This window comes from Finegoldia magna ATCC 29328 (assembly GCF_000010185.1).
Classification (GTDB): Bacteria; Bacillota; Clostridia; order Tissierellales; family Peptoniphilaceae; genus Finegoldia; species Finegoldia magna_H.
Window position 1 is genome coordinate 1,445,381 of the sequence record NC_010376.1, and the last position, 26,497, is coordinate 1,471,877.

Sequence of the window (26,497 nt, forward strand, 5' to 3'; positions counted from 1 at the left end):
TTTCAATGTTCTGTGCAAACTTCAGTTAATAAAAACTAAAAGTTCATAATTTAATGAACCTTAAAGTAAATACTTGTTGAGTTAGCACTCCTTAGAAAGGAGGTGATCCAGCCGCACCTTCCGATACGGCTACCTTGTTACGACTTCACCCCAGTCATCAATCCTACCTTCGACTGCTCCTCAATTAGGTCACAGGCTTCGGGTATTATCAACTCCCATGGTGTGACGGGCGGTGTGTACAAGACCCGGGAACGCATTCACCGCGACATTCTGATCCGCGATTACTAGCAACTCCGACTTCATGTAGGCGAGTTGCAGCCTACAATCCGAACTGGGATTGGCTTTCGAGTTTTGCATTATATCACTATATAGCTGCCCTCTGTACCAACCATTGTAGCACGTGTGTAGCCCAGGACATAAAGGGCATGATGATTTGACGTCATCCCCACCTTCCTCCGATTTGTCATCGGCAGTCTACTTAGAGTCCCCGACATTACTCGCTGGTAACTAAGTATAGGGGTTGCGCTCGTTGCGGGACTTAACCCAACATCTCACGACACGAGCTGACGACAACCATGCACCACCTGTATGGATGTCTCATAAAGAGAGGGGTATATCTCTATACCTTTCACCCACATGTCAAGCCCTGGTAAGGTTCTTCGCGTTGCATCGAATTAAACCACATGCTCCGCTGCTTGTGCGGGTCCCCGTCAATTCCTTTGAGTTTCACACTTGCGTGCGTACTCCCCAGGCGGAATGCTTAATGTGTTAACTTCGGCACCGAGGTTTGACCCCCAACACCTAGCATTCATCGTTTACGGCGTGGACTACCAGGGTATCTAATCCTGTTTGCTCCCCACGCTTTCGTACCTCAGCGTCAGTTTGTGTCCAGAAAGTCGCCTTCGCTACTGGTATTCCTCCTAATATCTACGTATTTCACCACTACACTAGGAATTCCACTTTCCTCTCCACTACTCAAGTTTATCAGTTTCCAATGCTTTACGGGGTTGAGCCCCGATCTTTAACATTCGACTTATTAAACCGCCTGCGTACCCTTTACGCCCAATAATTCCGGACAACGCTCGCTCCATACGTATTACCGCGGCTGCTGGCACGTATTTAGCCGGAGCTTTCTTCTATGGTACTGTCATTATCTTCCCATAGGACAGAACTTTACGATACGAATACCTTCTTCGTTCACGCGGCGTCGCTGCATCAGGGTTTCCCCCATTGTGCAATATTCCCCACTGCTGCCTCCCGTAGGAGTTTGGACCGTGTCTCAGTTCCAATGTGGCCGTTCATCCTCTCAGACCGGCTACTGATCGTCGCCTTGGTGGGCTGTTATCTCACCAACTAGCTAATCAGACGCGAGCCCATCTATGACCGATAAATCTTTGACCGTTGAAACATGTGTTTCTACGATTTTATGCGGTATTAATCCCGGTTTCCCGAGGCTATCCCACTGTCATAGGCAGGTTGCTCACGCGTTACTCACCCGTTCGCCACTCTCATTAGTAATCTTCCACCGAGGTTTCTGTCTACTAAATCCCGTTCGACTTGCATGTGTTAAGCACGCCGCCAGCGTTCGTCCTGAGCCAGGATCAAACTCTCAATTTAATGTTTGTTTGAAGCTAGCTTTTCAGCTGACTTTTGCTTTTTTATTCTCACCGAATTATTGTTTGGTTTGTACTTCTCTCAAAGTATTTACTTTATTTAATTTATTAAGGTTCTTTGTTAAATTATTTCGTTGCCTCAAGTGACAACTATTAAAGTATACTATACTTTTTTTAGCTTGTCAAGACTTTTTTAAAACTTTTTTAAATTCTTGTAAACTTAATCAAGTTTTTGTTACGTCTCTTTCAGACAACTATTACAGTATACGCTCCTAAATCATACTTGTCAAGTGTTTTTTGAAATTTTTTTAAAATTTTCTGTAATAATGTATAATATTAAGTAAGAAAGGAGCTATTATGGGATTTACAAATCATGATATTTACAGAGTTTTCACGATGTATCAGGAATGTTTAATGGTAAATTGTTCACTTTTGAATAAGCTCGATGTGAATTTGAGCAACAGAGACCACGGTTCTAACCTTAATAATGGATTTAGGGAACTTTTTACTACTTTTCCCGATTTCAAATCAGAAAACCTATCAACTCAATTCAGTAATCTATCATTTCTATTTACATACAAAGTAAAAGGCGCAACATCCCCTATCTACTCTTATGTATGTGATAAGGTTTCAGAATATCTTACAGATGTAGATGTTATCGAGCGTGATATGTTTGGACAGATTTTGAAAATAACGACAGAATCTGTGAAACTTGTTGGAAATTGTAAATTAAACGATAAGACAATACTAGACTGCATTTACGCTGCAGAAAAAAGCTTTGAAGAAAATAAAAACGAAAATACTATCAGATTAATGAAGAAAATAAGTGTAGACTGCAAGTTGGCCTGCGATAATACAGCTAATATGGCTGCAAATAAAGGAAAAGCACGTCACAATGCAATTTATTCTGTTGGTGTTATCGACCCTGGTGCTTATTCGTTGTTTTTGTTTTTCGACACATTATACAAATACGTCCTCAAAAAGAGGCGCACAAAATAAAATCTCAATTCAACTTTTACGTTAAATTGAGATTTTTTGTTTATTCTTCTTCTAATCCAAGGATTCTTAGTTCTTCATCAGTAAGTTCTCTGAAGTCTCCCTCTTCCAAATCCTCCGGTAATTTGAAATCACCTATCTGAACTCTTTGTAGTTCAACAACTTCATTGCCAACTTTTTCGAACATTCTTTTTACTTGGTGATATTTGCCTTCTTTTATAGTAAGGTAGCAATTGTAATCGTCGATAATTTCCATCTTCGCAGGTTTCGTTACGATATCTTCCGGCATCAACTTGATTCCTTTTTCGAAAGTGTCGTTGTATTTCTCATCGACCTTATCTCTCAAAGTGACCTTGTACTTCTTGGATACGTCTTTTTTCGGAGAAATCAAATTGTGCGCAAATTTTCCGTCGTTTGTTATAATCAAAAGACCTGTCGTATCCAAATCCAATCTTCCCACTGGGTTCAAGTCAAACACGCACAATTCCCCCATATCGTCAATCACTGTCTTGTGCATAGGATCTTTCGAATGACTCGTAACACCCTTTCTCTTGTTCATAACAAAATACAAAAACTTCCTGTACTCAATGACCTCATCGTAGATTTTCACCACATCGTTGTTTTCATCTATATGCTCAGAGGACTTCTTCACTGTCACATCATTAACCGTGATAATCCCCTTCTTCACCATTTGTTTTATCTCTTTTCTCGTCGCGATTTTCATCTCGCTAAGCATTCTATCTAATCTCATATCTCTCCTTATGGTACAATAATTTTGGGTGATGTAATGTTTAGTATATATTTTTTAATAATAAATTTAATAACTTTCCTAGCCTTTCTTATAGATAAAAGAAAAGCCGTTCACAACAAATACAGAATCGCTGAAAATGTTCTGATATTCTTGTGCATAATTGGCGGATTCATCGGAGCGTTAAACTCAATGGTAATCTTCAAGCACAAACTATACAAGAAGAAATTCACAATCACTATTCCTATAATCTCTCTCATCTATATAACAGCTTACGTTCTAATCAGCCGAGGAATTTTTTCATTAAATTAAGCTTCTTGTCCGTAAATGGTTTGAATCTAAATGGATTGTCGATTTTTCTGGAAACATAGACTGATTGTTTGTGCGAAAAAGTGTCAAATCCCCATTTACCGTGATAATGACCAAGTCCGCTGTTGCCAAATCCACCGAATGGCGCCTTGTTGTTGGAAATGTGCATCATACAATCGTTGATGCATCCTCCGCCAAATCCCACAGAATTCGTGATATAATCGCACAATTTCTTATCCTTAGTGAACACATAAAAAGCCAACGGATTGTCCATTCTTCTAATATGCATCAACATAGCATCAATATCAGTGTATGAAATTACCGGCAACAACGGCCCAAATATCTCGTCTTTCATTATCTCATCATTAAAAGTCACATCAGTGAACACACATGGCTCAATAATCATCTCATCATCGTGGTATTTTCCACCGATTCTATCCGTTCTATCCATCATAATTTTTCTGAACTCGTCGTATTTCGCCCTAGTTTTTATCCTAGACATCTCTGAAATATCGGAATAATTCTCGTCAATTTCCTTCAAAATATAATGCAGTAACCTATCCTTGATGCTTTCTTCAACCACCAAATAGTCTACCGCCACACAAGTTTGTCCGGAGTTTGTGAACTTCGCCCAACAGATTTTCTTCGCAACATCTTCCAAATCCACATCCTTGTCAACGATACAAGGACTTTTTCCTCCCAATTCCAAGACACATGGCTTCAAATTCTCAGCCGCTTTCTTATACACAGCCTGTCCTCTGTTTTTGCTACCAGTGAAAAAGTAAAAATCAAACTTTTCTTCCAACACCTCATCATAGCTTCTGTCATTTTCAAGATGAACGATATCCTCCACCGGCTTCAAAACCTCTTTCATAAGTTCCCTTATCCTTGGATTTTTTCTGCTCATCATCAAATACACGCTATTTCCAGCGGCAATCGCATCAATCACAGGAATCATACTCAAATTAAAAGGATAATTCCACGGACTAATAATCAAACACACGCCGAACGCTCTGTTTCTGATTTCCGTTTTGTTTGGAAAAGTCAGCAAATCAAAAGAAGCATTCTTTGTTCTCGCAAGTTTTAAAGTATTGTTAATGAAGAAATTCAACTCCTGCATAACAGTTGCATACTCTGTCATGAAACCCTCATAATCGCTTTTTCCGATATCTTCCTTCAACGCAGAGATTATTTCTTCCCTGTGATGTTTTACAGAATCTCGTAGTTTTCTCAGATACAGTACCCTAATCGATGGTTTTAACAACACAGTTTGGGATTTTTCTCGTAACTTTTCAATCATAATTTCCCTTTCTATAAAAAATAAGCCAACTGATTCACGTAAAATCAGTCAGCCTATAATTACTTTTCATTAATACGTACAAGTCCTATCAAATTGCCGTTGACATTTCTAATTGAATCGATTGATTTTTCGATATCGCTCTTTTTTGTTTCTCCAACCTTGTACACCAACAAAGTCGCATCGCAAATCGCTGACAACACAACCGCATCGGAATAAGCTTCGATTGGTGGAGTGTCGATAATCACATAATCGTAATTAGCTTCCAAAATACGAATGAAATTCTTCATAGAATCGCTCGAAACAAGCTCGTTCGCATTTGGAGGAATAGCTCCAGCGTGAATAATATCCAAATCCCATATAGATTCGTCATGGCTTATCGCAAGATTGAAATCCATCTTGTTCACAACGACATTGGTAACGCCAATTTCAGTGTCAATATCGTAGAAATTCCTCAAACTTGGTCTTCTCAAATCCATATCCACAATAACAACCTTGTGATTGGACAAAGCAAAGCTCTTCGCCAAGTTTGCTGCCACAGAAGTCTTGCCTTCTCCGAAATATCCTGAAGTAACCACGATAGATTTAATGCCATCTCCAGCGAACTTCACATTAGTTCGTAGGTATTTGTATTGTTCATTAAACAAAGTCTTATCCTTCATCTATCATCGCACCCCTTTCATCAACATAAGGAATATCTCCAATAATACTTACTCCCAAATCCTCTACATTTGTGTCCACTCTCATAACATCATCGTGAGATTCCCTCACCATAAAAGATATCAATGAAATAAAAAATCCTACGGCATACGCCAACAAAGTGTTCATAACCAGATTTGGAGACACAGCTTGAAGTGGTGCAGAAGAGTATTCCAACACCTTAACAGTGTATTCGTCCGCATCACTCTTCACAGTAATATCTGCCAATTCATCCGCAATATCTCTTGCACGTTGAATAACAGTATCTTCAACATTTATACCAACAATCTTTGAATTTTCATCTGAAACGCTGATTTTCTTTCCCAAATCTTCAACATTTGATCTCAACTTCAAATTTTGCTTCACTTCAGTCAATACCGTTCTTGATTTAACCAAAGACTTCACAGTTTCTATTTGAGTAGTAGAAGTGTTGCCGCTTTTCGCACTCACTACAACCTTTGAATCCACGCTGTACACAGGTCTCACCCACATAACATCGTAGCAAATCATAGCGATACCAAACAAAAGCGCCACCATAACAATAGGTACAAATCTATTTCTCAAAGTTCTTACAAATAAGTTATCTCTCATCTTATCTCCTCTTACCAAAAATCCTCGACAAAACTCCGCCACTCTTCTTGTTCAAAACAGGAATCCTGTCTATTCTTTCATCTTCAATGATAAGTTGTGGATTAAGTCTCATAATCAAATCAAAATAATCCGAATCTATAATCTTATGAAGAATCTTAATCCCATCTCTAACATATTCTGACTCGTATGCATTTTCCACTTCCGTAGCCACAACATCCACCATTTGTCTTTCCAATAACTCCTTAGCAGTCTTGTATAACCTGCTAGACTTGGGCTTAACCACAGAACTCATATCCAATTGCACCAAACAATCTCTTTCCTTCAACGAAATCAAATAATCTGGATTTTCTTGGACGTATTTGCACCTTTCTGGATGAACGATAATCGGAACATATCCTTTGATTTGGATATCGTAAATAAACTTGTTCAAATCCTTGTATTCAGTTGTACTTGGAAGCTCCAGCAAAATATATCTGGAATAATTAATCGAACTAATCAAATCATTGTGAAAATATTCCATCATCTTAGGATCACAGCTCATCAAATTACCAGACAACACTTGAAAATCAATCTTTTGGTAATCAAGCTCATCATTAATCCTGTCGATAAGAAGTTGTTTTTCATCAGATGTCAAAACCCTACCATTCGTAGAAATCTCCGATGCACTCACAACCTTCTTGTAACCAAGTCTTGCATATTCAATTGCAGTCGCAACAGCCTGATCCATATTGCTCGAACCATTCTTCATGTCCGCCATTATCTTGCTATTAATATCAATCATTTACTCACCCAAAAATTCCTTAGAAACAAAACCTACTTGACCATTAAAATCAACCTTAACCCAAGTAGTACCATTGTCATCCTTAGTTTCTTCGATAACCTTAAGCTCATCATCCTTCTTTAACTTAGTAACAATAGAAGAATTAGTGCTAGCTTCACTTCTCAAATTCAAAATATCCGCAGTAACCTTCATAGTCTTCTTTTCAGTAGATTCTTCTGGTTTATTAGAATCAGTGTTTTCTTCAGAAGGCTTCTCTGCTGGTTGTTCTGGTTTTGAATCTTCTGGCTTAGCTTGTTCTGTAGATTCATTTTCCACAGATTCTGTACTTTCCATATTTCTCATCGATTCGTAGTGCTCCGGCTTTCTCAAGCAACCCGTCGTCAATACCAAAACCAAAATCGCAATAGGTATCAATCTCTTCATACTATCATCTCCTAATTAACAATTATTATTTTAACATATAATAAGACTTTTATGCACATAAAAATCCGCAAAAAATCACTACATACATTATACCATCAAATGCCTATTTATAAATATCCCCTCTGCTATCAATATCAAAAACAAAAATCACAATCTCATCTTCCACAACCTTGAAAATCGCCCTGTACTTTCCAATTCTTAGCCTAAAAATATTCCTCTCGCTACAACGGAAAATCTTAATATCGTATCGAAAGAAATTTTCCTTGTCTTCAGACAAATCCCTAAAAGCCTTGTAAAATTTCAGACCGTACTCCTTGTTCTTTTTGATAAACTTTTCTGCACTCTTGCTGTACTTAACCTTGTATAACATCGTCAACGTCCAGCTCTTTCATATCAGAAGTATCTGAAAAATCTATCCCCAAATTGTCGAAATATTTTTGCTCATCCTCAGCTACATACTCGCAATTTTCTTGCAAAAATTCCAACAATTCCTTTTTTTCTTCCCTTTCGATTTTTTCAATAGCAGCAATTCTCAAAAATTCAGAAAAAGAAATCCCCTTGTTTCTGACAAATCTTTCTATAACTGCGTTTTGATTTTCAGGCAGAGTAATATTTTTTCTTACAGTATTCATAGACACTCCTTTCATTCAATACTCACAGTGTGTATATGTGTATTATACATCCTGCAGATTTTCTCGTCAACAAACAAACGTGACAACACCTTCATTATTATATATAATAATAGAAGATGAACATATTAATATAAGGAGAAAACTTTGAAAATTTCAATAATAGGATATTCTGCATCAGGAAAATCCACACTAGCACAAGACATATCACAAACATACGATTTGCCATTGCTTCACCTTGACCAAGTAAACATAACAGAAAACTGGCAAGAGCGTGACCTTGACGAAGCAATTAACATAGTAGAAAATTTTATGAAACAAGACGATTGGGTAATAGATGGAAACTACGACAAACTCAAGAAAACAGAAAGACTCGCTCTATCTGACATCATAGTGTTCCTCAACTTCAACAGATTCAATTGCCTTGCAAGAGCCATCAAACGCTACATCAAATACCATGGCAAAACCAGAGAAAGCATGGCAGAAAATTGTCCCGAAAAATTAGACTTTGAATTCATCAAGTGGATACTAATAGATAGCCGTAGCAAAAAGAAACGAGAAAACTACGCAAATATGAAAAAACACTACTCACACAAATGGATTCAAATCAACAACCAAGAAGAACTCACAAAATTTAAAAAATACCTTCAACGAAGCAACGTGAGCCTGTAATAGGCTCTTTTTTTGTTTGGTTTTTTCTGAGAATCAAATATTTTTGCACACAAAAATACCCGATCATATGATCGGGTATTTTCAGTTCAATAAACTACAGAATTAAAATCTATAATTTATTCTTCATCTTCTTTCTTCTTCTTTGAAACATACAATCCACCCAAAGTAGATAGAGCTGCAGCAGCCATCATCATAGCTTCTGATTCAATACCTGCTTTTGGTAACTTTTTAGATGGTTTGTCTTGTCTAGAAGGTCTAGTTGGTGCATCAGAAATCTTTTCAACTAAATCACTACCTTTGATAGTATCCTTTGATCCATCTGGATAAGTGATAGTAGCTGTACCATCTTTTCCAATTTCAACCTTAGTTCCTTCTGGGAATTTATCCTTGTTAGCATCTTCAATCTTCTTCTTAACTTCTTCTTTTTCTTTGTCAGTTAAGTTCTTAGGATCTTTTACTCCAGTTTTTTCTGGTATAGTTGGGTCTACCTTATCAGCGATAGTCTTGTCTGATGGTTTATTGTCATCACCAGGTTTTTGATCATCGCCAGGTTTATTATCATCACCAGGTTTTTGATCGTCTTCAGGTTTATTGTCATCACCAGGTGTTGTTGGATTTGTTGGATCTGTTGTTCCCCCTGGAGTTGTTTCAGAACCGTTGTCATCTTTACCTTTTACTGTTGTTTCTGCAGTATTTGGTTTTTTACCTTTTTCAGTTTGTTCAACAGTTATTTTGTCATTTTCTTTTAATGGCTTATCTGATGGTACTTCTACTTCCCATTCGCCTTTTTCATTGACTTCGGTTTCACCTATCTTGTTACCTTTATCATCTGTAACTACTATCTTAGATCCTGGTTTTCCAGTTCCGGTAATCTTATCATCACCTTCAGTTGGTTGGTTGACTTTTGGTGCTTCTGATTGATCTTTACCTTTTACTGTTGTATCTGTTGTACTTGGTTTTTTGCCTTTTTCTGTTTGTTCAACAGTTATTTTGTCACCTTCATTTAATGGCTTATCTGATGGTACTTCTACTTCCCATTCGCCTTTTTCATTGACTTCGGTTTCTCCTATCTTGTTACCTTTATCATCTGTAACTACTATCTTAGATCCTGGTTTTCCAGTTCCGGTAATCTTATCGTCACCTTCTGTTGGTTGGTTAACTTTTGGTGCTTCTGATTGATCTTTGCCTTTCACTGTTGTTTCTGCAGTATTTGGTTTTTTACCTTTTTCAGTTTGTTCAACAGTTATCTTGTCACCTTCATTTAATGGCTTGTCTTTTGGTACTTTTACTTCCCATTCGCCTTTTTCATTGACTTCGGTTTCTCCTATCTTGTTACCTTTATCATCTGTAACTACTATCTTAGATCCTGGTTTTCCAGTTCCGGTAATCTTATCGTCACCTTCTGTTGGTTGGTTAACTTTTGGTGCTTCTGATTGATCTTTGCCTTTCACTGTTGTTTCTGCAGTATTTGGTTTTTTACCTTTTTCAGTTTGTTCAACAGTTATCTTGTCACCTTCATTTAATGGCTTGTCTTTTGGTACTTTTACTTCCCATTTTCCATCTTCGCCTACAGTAGTTTCGCCGATAATATTTCCATCTTTATCTTTAACTACTATCTTAGCGCCTGGTTTTCCAGTTCCGGTAATCTTATCATCACCTTCAGTTGGTTGGTTGACTTTTGGTGCTTCTGATTGATCTTTGCCTTTTACTGTTGTATCTGTTGTACTTGGTTTTTTATCTTTTTCAGTTTGTTCAACAGTTATTTTGTCATTTTCTTTTAATGGCTTATCTGATGGTACTTCTACTTCCCATTCGCCTTTTTCATTGACTTCGGTTTCACCTATCTTGTTACCTTTATCATCTGTAACTACTATCTTAGATCCTGGCTCACCTTTACCTGTTATCTTGTCGTCACCTTCAGTTGGTTGATCTACTTCTGGTGTTTTAGAATCAGCTACTTTTGGATTTTTATCATCTTCGTCTTTGATGCCGTCATTATCATCGTCGTCATCGTCAACGTCTGGGATGCCGTCACCGTCTGTGTCTCTTTGAACTGTAATTGTTACTGTCTCTGTAATTGTTTCAGCTTTTTCACCTTCACCTTTGGTTGCTGTGATTGTTACTGTTACATCTTCAGTTTCGTGTTTATCGTCTTTCCATTCGACTGTTGGTGCTTTACCTTTTAGGGTATTGCCTTCTACAGTTAGACCTTGATCGTTTGTGATTACTGCACCGTCTTTGTTAACTTTTGCTGTAATATCTTTGATGTCTTGGCCTTCTATCACAGTTTGAGTTTTTGGTGTTGCTTCTAATGTTAGTTTGTCGGCTACTTTTGGATTTTTATCATCTTCGTCTTTGATGCCGTCATTATCATCGTCGTCATCGTCAACGTCTGGGATGCCGTCACCGTCTGTGTCTCTTTGAACTGTAATTGTTACTGTCTCTGTAATTGTTTCAGCTTTTTCACCTTCACCTTTGGTTGCTGTGATTGTTACTGTTACATCTTCAGTTTCGTGTTTATCGTCTTTCCATTCGACTGTTGGTGCTTTACCTTTTAGGGTATTGCCTTCTACAGTTAGACCTTGATCGTTTGTGATTACTGCACCGTCTTTGTTAACTTTTGCTGTAATATCTTTGATGTCTTGGCCTTCTATCACAGTTTGAGTTTTTGGTGTTGCTTCTAATGTTAGTTTGTCGGCTACTTTTGGATTTTTATCATCTTCGTCTTTGATGCCGTCATTATCATCGTCGTCATCGTCAACGTCTGGGATGCCGTCACCGTCTGTGTCTCTTTGAACTGTAATTGTTACTGTCTCTGTAATTGTTTCAGCTTTTTCACCTTCACCTTTGGTTGCTGTGATTGTTACTGTTACATCTTCAGTTTCGTGTTTATCGTCTTTCCATTCGACTGTTGGTGCTTTACCTTTTAGGGTATTGCCTTCTACAGTTAGACCTTGGTCATTTGTGATTACTGCACCGTCTTTGTTAACTTTTGCTGTAATATCTTTGATGTCTTGGCCTTCTATCACAGTTTGAGTTTTTGGTGTTGCTTCTAATGTTAGTTTGTCGGCTACTTTTGGATTTTTATCATCTTCGTCTTTGATGCCGTCATTATCATCGTCGTCATCGTCAACGTCTGGGATGCCGTCACCGTCTGTGTCTCTTTGAACTGTAATTGTTACTGTCTCTGTAATTGTTTCAGCTTTTTCACCTTCACCTTTGGTTGCTGTGATTGTTACTGTTACATCTTCAGTTTCGTGTTTATCGTCTTTCCATTCGACTGTTGGTGCTTTACCTTTTAGGGTATTGCCTTCTACAGTTAGACCTTGATCGTTTGTGATTACTGCGCCGTCTTTGTTAACTTTTGCTGTAATATCTTTGATGTCTTGGCCTTCTATCACAGTTTGAGTTTTTGGTGTTGCTTCTAATGTTAGTTTGTCGGCTACTTTTGGATTTTTATCATCTTCGTCTTTGATGCCGTCATTATCATCGTCGTCATCGTCAACGTCTGGGATGCCGTCACCGTCTGTGTCTCTTTGAACTGTAATTGTTACTGTCTCTGTAATTGTTTCAGCTTTTTCACCTTCACCTTTGGTTGCTGTGATTGTTACTGTTACATCTTCAGTTTCGTGTTTATCGTCTTTCCATTCGACTGTTGGTGCTTTACCTTTTAGGGTATTGCCTTCTACAGTTAGACCTTGATCGTTTGTGATTACTGCGCCGTCTTTGTTAACTTTTGCTGTAATATCTTTGATGTCTTGGCCTTCTATCACAGTTTGAGTTTTTGGTGTTGCTTCTAATGTTAGTTTGTCGGCTACTTTTGGATTTTTATCATCTTCGTCTTTGATGCCGTCATTATCATCGTCGTCATCGTCAACGTCTGGGATGCCGTCACCGTCTGTGTCTCTTTGAACTGTAATTGTTACTGTCTCTGTAATTGTTTCAGCTTTTTCACCTTCACCTTTGGTTGCTGTGATTGTTACTGTTACATCTTCAGTTTCGTGTTTATCGTCTTTCCATTCGACTGTTGGTGCTTTACCTTTTAGGGTATTGCCTTCTACAGTTAGACCTTGGTCATTTGTGATTACTGCACCGTCTTTGTTAACTTTTGCTGTAATATCTTTGATGTCTTGGCCTTCTATCACAGTTTGAGTTTTTGGTGTTGCTTCTAATGTTAGTTTGTCGGCTACTTTTGGATTTTTATCATCTTCGTCTTTGATGCCGTCATTATCATCGTCGTCATCGTCAACGTCTGGGATGCCGTCACCGTCTGTGTCTCTTTGAACTGTAATTGTTACTGTCTCTGTAATTGTTTCAGCTTTTTCACCTTCACCTTTGGTTGCTGTGATTGTTACTGTTACATCTTCAGTTTCGTGTTTATCGTCTTTCCATTCGACTGTTGGTGCTTTACCTTTTAGGGTATTGCCTTCTACAGTTAGACCTTGATCGTTTGTGATTACTGCGCCGTCTTTGTTAACTTTTGCTGTAATATCTTTGATGTCTTGGCCTTCTATCACAGTTTGAGTTTTTGGTGTTGCTTCTAATGTTAGTTTGTCGGCTACTTTTGGATTTTTATCATCTTCGTCTTTGATGCCGTCATTATCATCGTCGTCATCGTCAACGTCTGGGATGCCGTCACCGTCTGTGTCTCTTTGAACTGTAATTGTTACTGTCTCTGTAATTGTTTCAGCTTTTTCACCTTCACCTTTGGTTGCTGTGATTGTTACTGTTACATCTTCAGTTTCGTGTTTATCGTCTTTCCATTCGACTGTTGGTGCTTTACCTTTTAGGGTATTGCCTTCTACAGTTAGACCTTGGTCATTTGTGATTACTGCACCGTCTTTGTTAACTTTTGCTGTAATATCTTTGATGTCTTGGCCTTCTATCACAGTTTGAGTTTTTGGTGTTGCTTCTAATGTTAGTTTGTCGGCTACTTTTGGATTTTTATCATCTTCGTCTTTGATGCCGTCATTATCATCGTCGTCATCGTCAACGTCTGGGATGCCGTCACCGTCTGTGTCTCTTTGAACTGTAATTGTTACTGTCTCTGTAATTGTTTCAGCTTTTTCACCTTCACCTTTGGTTGCTGTGATTGTTACTGTTACATCTTCAGTTTCGTGTTTATCGTCTTTCCATTCGACTGTTGGTGCTTTACCTTTTAGGGTATTGCCTTCTACAGTTAGACCTTGATCGTTTGTGATTACTGCGCCGTCTTTGTTAACTTTTGCTGTAATATCTTTGATGTCTTGGCCTTCTATCACAGTTTGAGTTTTTGGTGTTGCTTCTAATGTTAGTTTGTCGGCTACTTTTGGATTTTTATCATCTTCGTCTTTGATGCCGTCATTATCATCGTCGTCATCGTCAACGTCTGGGATGCCGTCACCGTCTGTGTCTCTTTGAACTGTAATTGTTACTGTCTCTGTAATTGTTTCAGCTTTTTCACCTTCACCTTTGGTTGCTGTGATTGTTACTGTTACATCTTCAGTTTCGTGTTTATCGTCTTTCCATTCGACTGTTGGTGCTTTACCTTTTAGGGTATTGCCTTCTACAGTTAGACCTTGATCGTTTGTGATTACTGCGCCGTCTTTGTTAACTTTTGCTGTAATATCTTTGATGTCTTGGCCTTCTATCACAGTTTGAGTTTTTGGTGTTGCTTCTAATGTTAGTTTGTCGGCTACTTTTGGATTTTTATCATCTTCGTCTTTGATGCCGTCATTATCATCGTCGTCATCGTCAACGTCTGGGATGCCGTCACCGTCTGTGTCTCTTTGAACTGTAACTGTGATGTCTTTTGTTGATTCGTTGCCTGATTCATCAACTGCTTTTACTGTTGCTTTTACAGTTTTTTCTTCTTTGTCTCCCCAGTCTTCTGCTTTTGGTACTGTTCCTTCAATTTGTTTTGTTTCTGGATTGTATGTTAAGCCTTCTGGTAGATTTTCTACTTTTACTTTTGCATTTTCATCATCAGTTGTTACTGGTACTGGTGTGATTTCTTTACCTTCTACTGCAGTAAAATCTTCTGCTGTGATTGTTGGAGGTATGTTGTCATTGACTGTAACATTCACTGTCACATCCATACTAGTTCCGTCTGGATATTTTACAGTTATTATTCCAGATGATTGTCCTTTTTTGCTTACATCTGGTTTTTGTTTCCATTCATACTCTGTACCTTCTGGCAAGTCATCTTTATTTTTTATTCCACTTTCTGCTGAAGGCATTTCGTTGATATTTGTTGTTATATCTTTACCTTCTGCTGGGATAGCTTTATATGTTGCCGTGTGTTTAGTGTTTTCGGTGTATTTATTTTGGATTGGACCATCCCAGCCTTCGTGTGTCCAGCCTTTGTTTGGAGTAACTGTTGGTGGAACTACGTGGCTAGCATCTCCTTCTACATTTTTGATAATGTAGTAGGTCTTGCCTGCTTCTATTTTTCCGTATTTACCAGCATCAAATTCTACCTTTACACGATCTTCGTCATTTGCGTGTTTATCATCACTACTTACTAGAGGTTTTTTGGTGAATTCTACCTTGCTTGGGTCAATTCCGTTTTCATCTACTGTTACTTTAGGCTTATAGACTTCGTTGTTTTTCTTGTCTACAAGGTATCCTTCTTGTGTGCCTTCTACTTCTATATCGAAGCCTTTATCATAGACATCTTTATTACTTCTTCTTTCTCTTGGACCTATTTCTGTTGGATCACTAGTCTCAGGGATGTCTATTGGCTTGTTACCTCTTAGTTCACCTTCTTTTGGCTGAAGCTTAAGCTTACCTTCAGTTTTTTCAGTGCTTGGATTGTTTGTAGGATTTTTGGTATCATCGTCTGTTGTTTCTACAACTACATTCTTATTTCTTGATTGGAATATTTCAAAATTACCAGCACTCCAACCATTTTCACCTGTACCTTGAACTATAGATTCAGAGTTACCATGATAAAGACCTGTATCTTTACCTTTGAGTCTGATCTGATACTTATTATTCTTGACATCGTCCATATCATAAGTACCATCAAAGACAATTTCATCAGTGCTGGAGTTGATAGTCTTTGTACCTACGACCTTGCCAGTTTCTTTATTAACTAATTCAACCTCAACAGTTTCACTATCAAATACTTTTTCAAAGTTAAATGCTTGTCCATTTAAACCATTTTTCTTGATAGTAGCCTTTATTTGAGTTTTATTAAATTCTGCATCCACATCACCTGGTTTTTCTGCGTTTGGGTCATCTGTAGGTTGACTTCCTTCTGGATTGGCAACTGGATCTGTTGGTTCTTTTTTATCTATTTCAAGTTCTGTTCCTTCTGTTTTGACTTCTGATGATTTGCTTTCATCTTCTTCTTTTGCATTTTTATCTATTGGAGTTTCTGTAGAGTCTTGTTTTTCATCTACATTCTTTTTTTCAGATTTTGGTTCAAGAGCTTCTACTTCAGATACTATCGCTTGTATAGCATCTTCGCTATTAGCATCATCTATTGCCTTCATATAATCTTCAAGTGTTTTTTCTGGCTTTTCTGCTTTTTTATAGGCAATAGAAATTTTAGACTTTGCGTCTGCTTTAGCCGCTTCAAGTTTTTTTGCTTCTTTTTTTGCTTCTTCATCAGCTTTTTTGTCTTGATTGTCTAATTCTTCTTTATTTTCTTTCTCAGGTTTTTTCGCAAGTTCATCTTCTGATGCTTCTATCTTAGTGTTTGCCTCTGCTGCTTGAGATTGCGCTGGTGATACTAATACGATAAAACCAAGCATACAAGAAACTAATCCAATAGTTAATTTTCTCGTACCATATTTAGGTTTTCTTAATGAGCCTTTTTGCCTTTTTTGCTCAATAAACTTTAATATTTGGATTTTTTTATTCATTCTTCCTCCTTTTAGATTATTTTAAAATCTACTAACTTTAGAGGAGAGCCACTCTCCTCTAAAGTTAACAACTTCTTATCTAACTGTTATTGTTATTGTTTTAGTTGATTTGCCATTTAATTTAGCAGTCACTTCTATTTTTTGACCAGATTTAAGCTCATTATTTAGGATTATTTCATCATAGTTTCCTGTAGCTGTAACAGTCTTTACTACTTTTCCATTAACTTTGATTTCTATTGTTGCTCCTTTTTCTGAAAGGATTTCTAGGAAATCATCTCCGTCATAAGAGTCATCAACTTGTAGGTCAACATCTTCTTGTTTAGTTTGTAAAACTTTTTCTATGATTGTCTTATTACCTAACTTGTCAACTGCTGTTATTTTATAGTTTTTTTCTTTGTTTCTTTGTTTAACTAGTTGTGCTTCTAATTTTGCTTTTGTTACTTTTTTATCTGAACCAATATATCCTTTATCCTTATCGTCATCGACATAGATTCTTAGGATACCTGCTGCATCTTCTGCGTTAGCTGCAATTTTAGCTTGGTAACCATAAGCATCTTGCACTACAGAATTTTCTTCAGTTTTAATCTCTGGACCTTTTTTATCAACTACAACTGGTGTTTTTGAGTAAGAAGCTGGTTTTCCTTTTTCTTCTGTCTTGATGTATATTTCGTCACCATGTTTTACTGGTGAATCATCACCTGTTATATCAAAGATTTTTTTACCACCATCAGTAGTTACTGGTACGTTTAATTCTTCGTAAACTGGGTTTCCTTCTGCGTCTTCGCCAGTTTTCTTAACAAGTTTATAAGTCGCACCCTCTCCAGCTTTTTTATTTTCGTCTGCTGGTATTGCTTCTATATATTGCTTGTCATTCTTTTCGTCATATTTTTGTTCTGGGTTGTAGACTGCTGATTCTTTAGAACCATAAGCTGCATAAACTGTTGTTGCCTTAGTAATTGGTGATTTTGCTGTAAACTTAACGTTTGTGTCACCATTTACTTGGTCAGCTGTTGTTGCTTCTTCTAGTTTATCAAAAGCTTTTTTAACATCCTCTGGTTTGCCTTCTAGTTTCTTAGTTGTCCAGCCTAGGAATTGTGTTTCTGCCTTTGTAGGTTCTTCTTTTATGAACTTTCTTAGTTCTAGAGCGTCTCCTGCAAGATCTTTACCATTATGGTCTTTGTATGTTGCACCATTTCCTTCAAAACCATTTGGAGTATATCCTTCTTGGTTTGCGAACTTTTCGTTCATTGGTGCAATTCTTGTTACATTTTCTGTTTCTTGAGATCTCTTAACTACATAGGCAAATTCAGTACCCGGTAATTGTTTTTCATCGATACCTTGGTAAGATTTAACTTCTAGTGGTAGGGTACCACCGTTTAGGTCAAAGTTTACCTTAGCTTGGACTTGTTCTACTACCGGTACTTCACTTTCAAGAGAGTTTGCTAGAACATCTTGGTTAGTGAAGTAGATAGGCATGTCTTTCTTTGCCCAGTTTTTTGGATCTATCTTGTGGTCAGCATCATTAGTTCCTGAAGTCCATTCGTAACCTTGGACATCGTCACCGTTTACATTCATAGGAATCTTTTTATCAGATGCCTCGATAGTTCCTAGTCTCTTAGCTGTTTCTACTTTTTGCTTGTCAGCATCGTAAGGATATACATATACCCTGTCGTATTTTGAACGACCAGTTAGGTTTTTAGAGTCTGTAAATAGCTCGTCGATATCCGGTGCGTCTGCTGTTCTTGTTAGGATACCGCCGGCATGTGTTGCTTGTTTTGGTCTAACAAGTGCATTGTGGTTATCGATAAATAGATTATCTTGAGGTTCGTTTATCTTTGTACCGTCTTTAAAGATTTCCCCTTTTTCATTTCTAGTGTAGCCATCTACAAGTGGTCTTTCAAACCTGTATGTCTTATCCTTTTTAACAGTGTTTCCTGAATCGTCTTTGGCAGAGTAATTAAATGTTACTGTCATGCCTGGAGAAACTTTTTGTAATTTTGTCTTTCTTGAATATACAGTTACTGGTGTGTCTTTTTTGATCTTGATATCAAAAGGTACAGTCACTTCCATCTCACGCATGTAATTATCACGCGAAATTATTCCGCCACCAGTATACGTAGCCTTATCGGCTGTTGTACGGATATCTATGGCAAATTGGTCATCACCGATTTGGATATAAGAACCTTGTGTATCGAAAGTACCTAATGTGACTAGGTCACGTCTACCGTCAAATCTTAGGGTAATTTTGTCCCCACGTTTAAGGTCGATATCTTCATCTCTTTCTGGTGCCTTAAATTCTTCAACTCCTGTTTCGTTAGAAGCAAGTAAAGTTGAGAAGAATTCGTATGCGACAATGTCTGAATCTCCAAACTTCTCTTTTAGTTTGTCTTTATCTACAAAGTATCTAACAACTGTAGAGTATCCATATCCTGTAAGCTCAGCACCACTTGGTAAGAATGTCTTGTTAGGATTAGTTGTTGTTGCAGATGTATCGAGCTTATAGTTTGTTGGCCATTTATTATCAGCTACTTGGATATAGCCTATTCCATTTTTTACCTTGATACCATCTTGGCTAATGTCTAATCTGCTATCAGCTTTTGCAGTTTTACCTGTTGCATCCGGATAGGTAATTGTGTCATCTGGATTTGCAACAAAAACTTGTGCAACTACCTTGGACTCACCTTGTGGTTTTAAGATTTCCTTAAAGCTTGCGTCAAAAGATTGTCTAAAGCCATAGTAGCCTCGGCCACTACCGTCAATAGCAAGAAAAGATCCACCACCGTCGGCAAAGGCTCCGATTGTACCGTGGGTTCTCTTTGAGTAAACATCGATATAGCCTTCTTCTTCGTTGTAGCGCATAGTGGCTGAAGCTGACTTAAAGATGTTTTCGTAGTTACGAACCACGTCTGTCATAAGTGTACCTTCTCCTAGGTTTACCCTTCCTGGAATGAAAGTCGATAAGGTATAGGATGAGTATGGTACTTCTTTTGCTTCTGCTGTTGTAGTAGAGTAGATTCTCTCATACTTTTGGTCCATAAGCCTTGCTTGGATTAGAGGGTTGTTTTTAAGAGTTCTTACAGATTGACCTTCCTTTAAAACAAGATCAATTGGTGATTCTTGTCCCCATGGTCCAATAGCTACTGTCTTTACTGCTTGTGTTCCTTTTTCTGTCATGTCCATGGCATACGTATTTCCTGAACCTGATTGGGCATCAGAAAGTTTCTCAAATCCTACAAATTCTTCATTCAGTCTATAGGTATCGTGGAAAGTAGTTGCTTGAGCTGGTCTTCCCTTACCCATACCAGATAGGCTCCAGTCAACCATGTTTGCCAGCTCAGCATCAGGTTTTATTATTAGCTTTTCCCAAACTCCAGATGTTACTCCTGCATAAACTGAAAATGATAATCTTACAACTTCTCTACCATCAGGTCTTGTATAGGTTCCTACATATTCTACTGATGGGTTTTTTAGTGGGTCGGCACTTGAAACCTTAACAAGTTTACCTTGGTGAGGTATTGGCCAGTACCTTGCTGTTTTTACATCGTCTACCCAGTTAGCAGGCTCTACTTCTGCATGTGAAATCGCTGGTATGAATGTAGCGGTTGAAAAAATCATGCACATAGCTAATGCTAAACTGACTAAACGAGTCTTTAAATTACTAATTTTCATATTTCCTCCTTTTTTTATGAAAATACACTTATACAATCTATATTTTTTATTGCAAGTGCTAGTTTCCTGATTTAAGCTCACAGTGTTGCTTTAATGGTTATTTTCATTCTAATGTTTTTGATTGATTTTATTAAAATGAAAAAACCTAATAATGTAAGTTGTTGCCTCCTCCTCCTTAATTCACTTTTGTTAAAATAAATACCGAGTTTGATATGAATATCTCAAACTAGAATAAGCTCGAGTATCAATTTTTTCAATGATGCCTTGTTCAAATTATGGTTTTCGATATTTATTGAAATCTATTATAAGATTGTCGAAATAATAAGCCGTCCAGCCTTCCTATAAATTATAAAAACTTCTACTGAGGGGATACTATTCCAATCTACTTATACGTATATTCTATCACATAAAAATAAAAATTCAACCCTAAAAGTAGATTTTTGAAAATTATTTTCAATCTGCTTGTTTTGGCTGTTTTTCAATGTTTTATATCAATAGCTACGTTTTTAATATTGAATAATAATGATATTTTATAAAGAGTACAAATATTTGTTTATTTATATTTTTATGTATATATACATTATTTTAAATTTTGTATTATTTTTGAAATTTGTCCATCACAGTTTAATAAAATAATTTTTTTGTTTAGTTTATTTGATATATTGAAATAAAACGCATTTTTGTTCATATTTTGATAATTTTTATTATAGATGGTTTATTTTTATGTAATTAATTATCTAATAATAGTCAATCTATTCTTGTTCTAGATTTTATTTAGAACAAAAATAACGTTGTATTTTATTATTTGTATAAATCTTTTTGAACATTTTGTATATTTTATCAAATAGAATTTTTTCACCAGTAAGTTTTATTCAAAATTTTTGTAAGTTCGTTAAAATTTAATTTATTATTTTTTTGTTAAATTTTATTTACACGGAAATTTATCGGGAAATTTAATTGGCAATATTTTGATGGTGGAGATTTTTAATTTGTAGAAATATATTGTTGACTTAGAAAGTTTTATTGATTATGTTAATGTTTAATGAAGTAAATGAATGAATTGAACATATTAGAGTCGTGAATTAGATTTAAAAAATTTCTTGGATTATAATTTTGTTGCTGTGATTCATAGAGAGTTTTGGGTTGATAGGGTTTTATATTGTTAGGTATTAGATTGTCATTTAATATCTTACTAACCAGAATAAACAATAATGAACTAGCCGTATGATCATGTATCACATCATTACGTTTAGCGTGAATTGTTCTTCATGTTATTAGTCTGTGATTTTTGATTATTCTAGTTATTTCTCATATAGTGTTGTTCTGTTTATTGGCTTTGGGGATATGCCTTGTCTATGAAACAAATAATCTTGTATTAGCTAGACTTTTACAAGATGACACTCGGGTCATGAATTACAGTGGGTGTGCGATTAGGTTTATTTTGCATTATTTGCATTAGTCTTGCTTATCGAGTATTTGAACTTCGTTGTTGAATGATTTGCAAAAGATTTTGCTCAACTTAGTATTAATGTTTTTCATCGTCATTAATCTATAGGTTATTTTATGAATAGATGTTTTTCATTGTCACGGATTTATAGCTTATTATTTCGTGGTTTTCATGAAGGATTTTGGTTGGCTATGCAGAAATGGACGCAAAAAAAGAGAGGACTGATGTCCTCTCTGTGTTTTTAGTATACCTACTTGCGTAAATTATTTACGTTTTTTAAGTGAAAGATAAGCTCCACCCATTGTAGCCATAGCTGCTGCTGCTATTGTAGCTGCTTCAGCTGCTGCACCTGCTTTTGGTAATTTTTTCTTGTTAGGTTTAGCTGGTGTAGCTGGTTTCTTAGTTTCTTTCTTTTCTGGTTTTTTGTTATCTTTGTTGTCTTTTTTGTCTTTTTCTTTAACTACGATAGTTCCAGCATCGATAACTTTTTCGTCTTCTTTTTTGTCAGAAGATTCTTCTTTATTTTCAGTAGTTGTGTCTATAACTGAAGGAATGTCAACTCTCTTGTTGCCTTTTTCTTCTTTTTTAGCGTCTTTTTTAGCTTCTTCAGCATTGTTTTCAGCTTTTACTTCTGATTCAGCTCTGAATAAAGCTTTTACAGAGTCGATTTTCTTACCATCTTGGTATACATCGTATCCTGTAGGAACTTTAGTAACTGTTACAGTGTATTTTCCTTCTACCATGCTCTTGAATTGGATTAATCCGTTTGCATCAGAAGTTGCAGTGTATACTTTTGAAGTATCATCAACGTTAGCTAATCTTAATGTTAAGCCTTGAACTCCCTTACCTTCAGTATCTTTTACGTGGAATTGGTAAGTTACTAATTTCTTAACTTGTTGGATTCCTTCGCTAGTTTTAGCGTATTCTTTCTTTAATTTAGCTAATTCTTTTTGTAATTCAGCGATTTTTGCGTATTGTTCACTTGAAGATAATTTAGAGAAATCTTCTAATTCTTTAATCATGTCAGCGTTTAACTTGTCAGCTAAATCGTTGATGTTTTTGTTTTGATCATTTAAGATTTCTTTAATTGCAACGAATTTTTCTTTTAATTGTTTTTCGATAGATTTTAATTCTTCAGTAACTTTGTAAGTTTTTTGGTTAGCTTCAGCATATGCTTTTGATTTTGCATCATAGTTATCTCTTGCAGAGATATATGCTTCATGAGCTGCTTTTGTAGCTGCTTTTGCATCTTCATATGCATTTGTAGCGTTGATTCTTGCTCTTTCAAGTTTAGTTAATTCTGCTACTTTGTCACCATAGTTACCATTTAATTTGTAGATGTAATCTAATCTTTGTTTTTCAGCAGTGTAGTTGTTTGCTGCTACTTCGTATGCTTTGTCTCTTGTTTCTTTAGCTGATTTTGAAACATCTGCTCTTTCATTTGATGCTGCTTCTAATGCATTGTTTGCTTTATCTAATGCAGCTTTTTTGTTTTCTTTTTCTTTTCTCAAACGAGTTAATTGTTCTTCGTTTTGTTTTTCAGCAACAGCTGTATCATAAGCTTTTACTGCTTTATTATATTCAATCTTAGCTTCATCAGCTACTGTTTGAGCAGTTTCAAATTTTCTTTGTAATCCAGCAATAGTTGTATCGTATTGTCTATCAGCTGCTTCTTCTGCTGCTTTTCTAGCATCTTTAGCTGCTTGTAATAATTTACCATAGTCGCCTTTTTTTGCTGCTAATGCATCTTTTGCTGCAATTTCAGCTAATCTAGCTTTTTCTTCGTTATCTTTTGCTGCTTCCCAAGCTTTTTTAGCTCCTTCGAATGCTGCTTTTGCTGATTCATATTCAGCTTTTGCTGCCATTTCTTTTCTTTGTAATACTTCGATAGTACCTTCAGCTGTTTCGCCAATCTTGTAAGCTTGTGCTACTATTGATTTTCTTCTAGCTGATAAATCATTGATTTCTTCTGATAATTTTTTTACTTTTGCAGCTGCTTGTTCTGCTGTTAAATACTTGTTTGTATTAGTATTAACTTCAGCTTCTTTTGCGAATGTTCCAGCTGGAACTGCAGTTACGATTAATGCACCAGCTAATGCTGCTGTCAATAATTTTTTGTTTAATTTCATTGGTTTATTCCTCCTAAAATTTTTAACCTTCATAAACTTAAATTGATATCATTTATGATAGTTTATCTGTAATTATATTTTAAATCAAATAATTTAATAAATCAAGCTTTTGAACAAAGTTTAACTTGAAAAAAACCTAATATAATTACGAAAACCGTGAATAAATGATAACGTATGTCTATGTAACTTATATTATACAATAATGAATTTTTATTTCAACCTTTTTTGAGGATTTTTTTGTTATTTTACATGATTTTAATGAATTTTTGAGGATTTTTTTAAATTTGGTGAATTTTATGATTCATTGTTCATTTTTTATGGTAGTTGATATGTTTTGCTAGGGGTGTTTTTTATGGAATTGCGCTATTTTATCAGGGGTTTTGTTAGTTTTTGCGATTTGATGTGGTTGTGGTTGGTTTTGGTAGTTTATTTTCTTCCTTATATTAATGTGTATTATTGGTGTTAGTGTTCTTGTTGATTTTTTTATTAATATTTGTATTATTTTCGTATTTTTCTGATGTTTGTCTTGTTTTTGTTTGTGGTTGGTACTGTTAGCACAAGTGGTGTGATTTATTGTGGTGTTTTGTTTTGTTGTAATGTTCGTATTTTATGGTGGTGTGATAAAGTGTTTGATTTTTTTGTTGGCAATCGGTACTGTTAGTATAAAAGATTTTTATTTTTGTAACTTTTTTGTAATTTTTACGATATTTTTTACAATTTTTTTGGTTTTTATAATAAAAAAACACCAAATTTTTTTGGTGTAAATTTATTTTACGGCGTATTTCATTTTGATGTGTTGTATTCCATCTTCGTCGAAGGGTTCGGAAGTTGTTACGAATCCCAATTTTTCATAAAATTTCTTGGCGTAGGTTTGTGCTTCGATGTTTATTGATTGTGCGTGAAGAATATTGCTCGCAAATTTTATTGCTGTTTTCATTATTTGTGTTCCATATCCTTTGCGTTTGGTGGCCGCGATTACTCGTCCGATGTGGTATGCATCATTTTGTTTGTATAGTCTGCAATAGGCTAGGATATCTTTTCCTTGTTGCAGGTAGATGTGGTCTGCGATCAAGTCGATGTCGTCTATTTCATGATAGGGGCATTGTTGTTCTACTACGAATGTGTCGACTCTTAGTCTGTAGATGTGAAAAAGTTCTTTTGTTGTGAGTTGTTCGAATGTTTTGATGTGTGTTTGCATTGTTTCTCCTAAAAAAACTATGCAATTATTGTTGCATAGTTAGTTGTGGTTGTGTTTGTTTTTTGTTGATGATTTTGTTGTGTGTATGATCTGTGAGTGTGATTGTGAATGTGATGATTAGTGACATTATCAAGAATGTTACGGCTGGTGTGAATCGTACGGGTACTGTTGGTGGAAAATGTACGAGGTAGCCGTAGTTGGTGTGCATGATTAGGTTGACTGTCATTATTCCTGCGTTCATTACGCTTGTAATCATGAGTGAATCTTTTAGTTTGAGCTCGCTTTTTCTTGTGGATAATATTGTCACGCCACAATATCCTAGTAGTAGGTGATTGATGATGTATGTGAGGTTGGTTACGTGTGGCCACAAGTATTTGGATGGGTCCGGGAATGAAAATGCGATGATGGCTCCGATGAGTCCCATCCATGCGAAGTAGCGCATGAGTTTGTCGTTGTGCAATATGTATGCCACCAGCATCATGATGGCGGATATTCTGCAATGAAATAGCGGCAATCCTTCTTTGATGAAAAGTGTATTATTTCCTACATACCATGAGAATAGCAGTATTTGTCCGCATAATCCTAATATTAATGCTGGTTTGAGTAGTTTGGTTTTATTTTTGGATTTGTATGCCAAGAATATTACTGCGACTAATGATAGTCTAAGTAGTGTTATGTTGATGTTAGTGTAGGCGTCTTCTGTGTATCTGAAAAATTCTGTCATTAATTTACTCCTCGTAGATTTACGGTGTAGCCAGTGGTGCAGACTTTTTTTATTTTTCCGTCTTTTATTACGTAGCAATTTCCGTAGATTTTGTTTTCTGTTTGTATGATGAATGCTCCATCTTCTATGGCGTAGAATTTTCTTCCGTGGCTGTCGGGTAGCGTGACATCTTCCATGATGCGTTGGTTGTCGATGCGTTCGTGTTTGATGTCTGTGTAATGTGGTAGTACGGATATGTCTACGATTCCCAGTCCTTCGAGAAATCTGTGGTAGTGCGGGGATTTGACTTCGCCAAAATATTCGGGCTGTGCGTAGACTTCACGGGCTGAGTTCATGCTTCCTGCGCTAATTGCGATGACGAGTCCTTGGTAGTCTTTTATGTATTGTTTGAGATGAATGTCATGGAAGTATTTGTTTTGCGTTGGCACGTGTCCTCCTGCAAGTATGATGAGGTTTGCGTGTGATATGAGTTGTTGTAGTTTTCTTTTTTTAAAAGGATACAATACTTCCCAACGTTTGACTGTGAATCCACTTTTCTTGAAAGCTCTTTTGTGGTGCGAGCTTATTGTGTGTGTTAGAAATGGTGTGTGTGGGTCTGATGGAATGTAGAGGCAATTGATGTCGTCTACATATTCATGGATCTTGTCGACAAATCCATTTAAGCTGTTCAGTTGTCTTTTGTCAGGGGACATTATGTCACTTGTCAATATGACGTTCATTGT

General features: G+C 36.4%; 17 protein-coding genes and 1 rRNA gene. 3 read left to right on the forward strand and 15 right to left on the reverse strand.

The window, feature by feature from the left end:
* Positions 1-95: 95 nt before the first annotated feature.
* A 16S ribosomal RNA gene (locus tag FMG_RS06970) occupies positions 96-1,617 on the reverse strand.
* A gap of 353 nt (positions 1,618-1,970) precedes the next feature.
* On the opposite strand from FMG_RS06970, the gene FMG_RS06975 reads away from it, so the two are divergent.
* Positions 1,971-2,612 (forward strand): dihydroxyacetone kinase subunit L, encoded by a 642-nt coding sequence (locus tag FMG_RS06975; protein WP_012290989.1) that lies wholly within the window; start codon positions 1,971-1,973, stop codon positions 2,610-2,612.
* 40 nt (positions 2,613-2,652) lie between these two features.
* Here the strand turns inward: FMG_RS06975 and FMG_RS06980 are convergent, their stop codons facing one another.
* On the reverse strand, positions 2,653-3,360 hold the full coding sequence (locus tag FMG_RS06980; protein ID WP_012290990.1) for a pseudouridine synthase: 708 nt from the start codon (positions 3,358-3,360) through the stop codon (positions 2,653-2,655).
* A 36-nt stretch (positions 3,361-3,396) separates the two neighbouring features.
* Here FMG_RS06980 and FMG_RS09605 point away from each other — a divergent pair, with 36 nt between their 5' ends.
* On the forward strand, positions 3,397-3,669 hold the full coding sequence (locus FMG_RS09605) for a DUF1294 domain-containing protein (protein WP_012290991.1): 273 nt from the start codon (positions 3,397-3,399) through the stop codon (positions 3,667-3,669).
* Here the strand turns inward: FMG_RS09605 and FMG_RS06985 are convergent.
* The 7 genes from FMG_RS06985 to FMG_RS07015 form a co-directional block, all read right to left on the reverse strand.
* Positions 3,641-4,966: an aldehyde dehydrogenase family protein gene (locus FMG_RS06985; RefSeq protein ID WP_012290992.1), complete on the reverse strand. Its 1,326-nt coding sequence runs from the start codon at positions 4,964-4,966 to the stop codon at positions 3,641-3,643. The genes FMG_RS09605 and FMG_RS06985 overlap by 29 nt on opposite strands.
* 59 nt (positions 4,967-5,025) lie before the next feature.
* Positions 5,026-5,625, reverse strand: coding sequence for a CpsD/CapB family tyrosine-protein kinase (locus FMG_RS06990; protein ID WP_002837573.1), 600 nt, complete (start codon positions 5,623-5,625; stop codon positions 5,026-5,028).
* On the reverse strand, positions 5,615-6,253 hold the full coding sequence (locus tag FMG_RS06995) for a YveK family protein (protein ID WP_012290993.1): 639 nt from the start codon (positions 6,251-6,253) through the stop codon (positions 5,615-5,617). Before FMG_RS06995 ends, FMG_RS06990 begins: the two co-directional genes overlap by 11 nt.
* 1 nt (position 6,254) lies before the next feature.
* Positions 6,255-7,034: a tyrosine-protein phosphatase gene (locus FMG_RS07000; protein ID WP_012290994.1), complete on the reverse strand. Its 780-nt coding sequence runs from the start codon at positions 7,032-7,034 to the stop codon at positions 6,255-6,257.
* Positions 7,035-7,457, reverse strand: coding sequence for an SH3 domain-containing protein (locus tag FMG_RS07005; RefSeq protein ID WP_041250615.1), 423 nt, complete (start codon positions 7,455-7,457; stop codon positions 7,035-7,037).
* A gap of 103 nt (positions 7,458-7,560) precedes the next feature.
* Complete coding sequence (locus tag FMG_RS07010) at positions 7,561-7,827, reverse strand: type II toxin-antitoxin system RelE family toxin (protein WP_002840952.1); 267 nt, start codon at positions 7,825-7,827, stop codon at positions 7,561-7,563.
* Positions 7,811-8,089 carry a DUF6290 family protein gene (locus FMG_RS07015; RefSeq protein ID WP_002841049.1) on the reverse strand — a complete coding sequence of 93 codons (279 nt, stop codon included), beginning with the start codon at positions 8,087-8,089 and terminating at the stop codon, positions 7,811-7,813. Before FMG_RS07015 ends, FMG_RS07010 begins: the two co-directional genes overlap by 17 nt.
* 144 nt (positions 8,090-8,233) lie before the next feature.
* On the opposite strand from FMG_RS07015, the gene FMG_RS07020 reads away from it, so the two are divergent.
* Positions 8,234-8,758: a DNA topology modulation protein gene (locus FMG_RS07020; RefSeq protein WP_012290996.1), complete on the forward strand. Its 525-nt coding sequence runs from the start codon at positions 8,234-8,236 to the stop codon at positions 8,756-8,758.
* 116 nt (positions 8,759-8,874) lie between these two features.
* Here FMG_RS07020 and FMG_RS07025 read toward each other — a convergent pair whose 3' ends face one another.
* The 6 genes from FMG_RS07025 to FMG_RS07050 all read right to left on the reverse strand — a co-directional run bounded on the left by FMG_RS07025 (position 8,875) and on the right by FMG_RS07050 (position 26,494).
* On the reverse strand, positions 8,875-16,608 hold the full coding sequence (locus tag FMG_RS07025) for an Ig-like domain-containing protein (RefSeq protein WP_012290997.1): 7,734 nt from the start codon (positions 16,606-16,608) through the stop codon (positions 8,875-8,877).
* A 75-nt stretch (positions 16,609-16,683) separates the two neighbouring features.
* Complete coding sequence (locus FMG_RS07030; RefSeq protein ID WP_050716642.1) at positions 16,684-20,277, reverse strand: hypothetical protein; 3,594 nt, start codon at positions 20,275-20,277, stop codon at positions 16,684-16,686.
* Between the two features lie 1,710 nt (positions 20,278-21,987).
* Positions 21,988-23,853: an adhesion factor FAF gene (faf, locus tag FMG_RS07035; RefSeq protein ID WP_012290999.1), complete on the reverse strand. Its 1,866-nt coding sequence runs from the start codon at positions 23,851-23,853 to the stop codon at positions 21,988-21,990.
* A 766-nt stretch (positions 23,854-24,619) separates the two neighbouring features.
* Positions 24,620-25,051, reverse strand: coding sequence for a GNAT family N-acetyltransferase (locus FMG_RS07040; RefSeq protein ID WP_012291000.1), 432 nt, complete (start codon positions 25,049-25,051; stop codon positions 24,620-24,622).
* Positions 25,052-25,076: 25 nt separating this feature from the next.
* Positions 25,077-25,775: a YwaF family protein gene (locus FMG_RS07045; RefSeq protein WP_012291001.1), complete on the reverse strand. Its 699-nt coding sequence runs from the start codon at positions 25,773-25,775 to the stop codon at positions 25,077-25,079.
* Positions 25,775-26,494: a Type 1 glutamine amidotransferase-like domain-containing protein gene (locus FMG_RS07050; protein ID WP_012291002.1), complete on the reverse strand. Its 720-nt coding sequence runs from the start codon at positions 26,492-26,494 to the stop codon at positions 25,775-25,777. Before FMG_RS07050 ends, FMG_RS07045 begins: the two co-directional genes overlap by 1 nt.
* Between the last annotated feature and the right edge of the window lie 3 nt (positions 26,495-26,497).

Excerpts from the sequence above, each read along its gene's own strand:
- FMG_RS07015 (WP_002841049.1), bottom strand. The coding sequence starts at position 8,089 with ATGAATACTGTAAGAAAAAATATTACTCTGCCTGAAAATCAAAACGCA.
- faf (WP_012290999.1), bottom strand. The coding sequence starts at position 23,853 with ATGAAATTAAACAAAAAATTATTGACAGCAGCATTAGCTGGTGCATTA.
- FMG_RS06990 (WP_002837573.1), bottom strand. The coding sequence starts at position 5,625 with ATGAAGGATAAGACTTTGTTTAATGAACAATACAAATACCTACGAACT.
- FMG_RS07045 (WP_012291001.1), bottom strand. The coding sequence starts at position 25,775 with ATGACAGAATTTTTCAGATACACAGAAGACGCCTACACTAACATCAAC.
- FMG_RS07000 (WP_012290994.1), bottom strand. The coding sequence starts at position 7,034 with ATGATTGATATTAATAGCAAGATAATGGCGGACATGAAGAATGGTTCG.
- FMG_RS07030 (WP_050716642.1), bottom strand. The coding sequence starts at position 20,277 with ATGAAAATTAGTAATTTAAAGACTCGTTTAGTCAGTTTAGCATTAGCT.
- FMG_RS06975 (WP_012290989.1), top strand. The coding sequence starts at position 1,971 with ATGGGATTTACAAATCATGATATTTACAGAGTTTTCACGATGTATCAG.
- FMG_RS07025 (WP_012290997.1), bottom strand. The coding sequence starts at position 16,608 with ATGAATAAAAAAATCCAAATATTAAAGTTTATTGAGCAAAAAAGGCAA.
- FMG_RS07005 (WP_041250615.1), bottom strand. The coding sequence starts at position 7,457 with ATGAAGAGATTGATACCTATTGCGATTTTGGTTTTGGTATTGACGACG.
- FMG_RS06995 (WP_012290993.1), bottom strand. The coding sequence starts at position 6,253 with ATGAGAGATAACTTATTTGTAAGAACTTTGAGAAATAGATTTGTACCT.
- FMG_RS09605 (WP_012290991.1), top strand. The coding sequence starts at position 3,397 with ATGTTTAGTATATATTTTTTAATAATAAATTTAATAACTTTCCTAGCC.
- FMG_RS07040 (WP_012291000.1), bottom strand. The coding sequence starts at position 25,051 with ATGCAAACACACATCAAAACATTCGAACAACTCACAACAAAAGAACTT.
- FMG_RS06980 (WP_012290990.1), bottom strand. The coding sequence starts at position 3,360 with ATGAGATTAGATAGAATGCTTAGCGAGATGAAAATCGCGACGAGAAAA.
- FMG_RS07050 (WP_012291002.1), bottom strand. The coding sequence starts at position 26,494 with ATGAACGTCATATTGACAAGTGACATAATGTCCCCTGACAAAAGACAA.
- FMG_RS06985 (WP_012290992.1), bottom strand. The coding sequence starts at position 4,966 with ATGATTGAAAAGTTACGAGAAAAATCCCAAACTGTGTTGTTAAAACCA.
- FMG_RS07010 (WP_002840952.1), bottom strand. The coding sequence starts at position 7,827 with ATGTTATACAAGGTTAAGTACAGCAAGAGTGCAGAAAAGTTTATCAAA.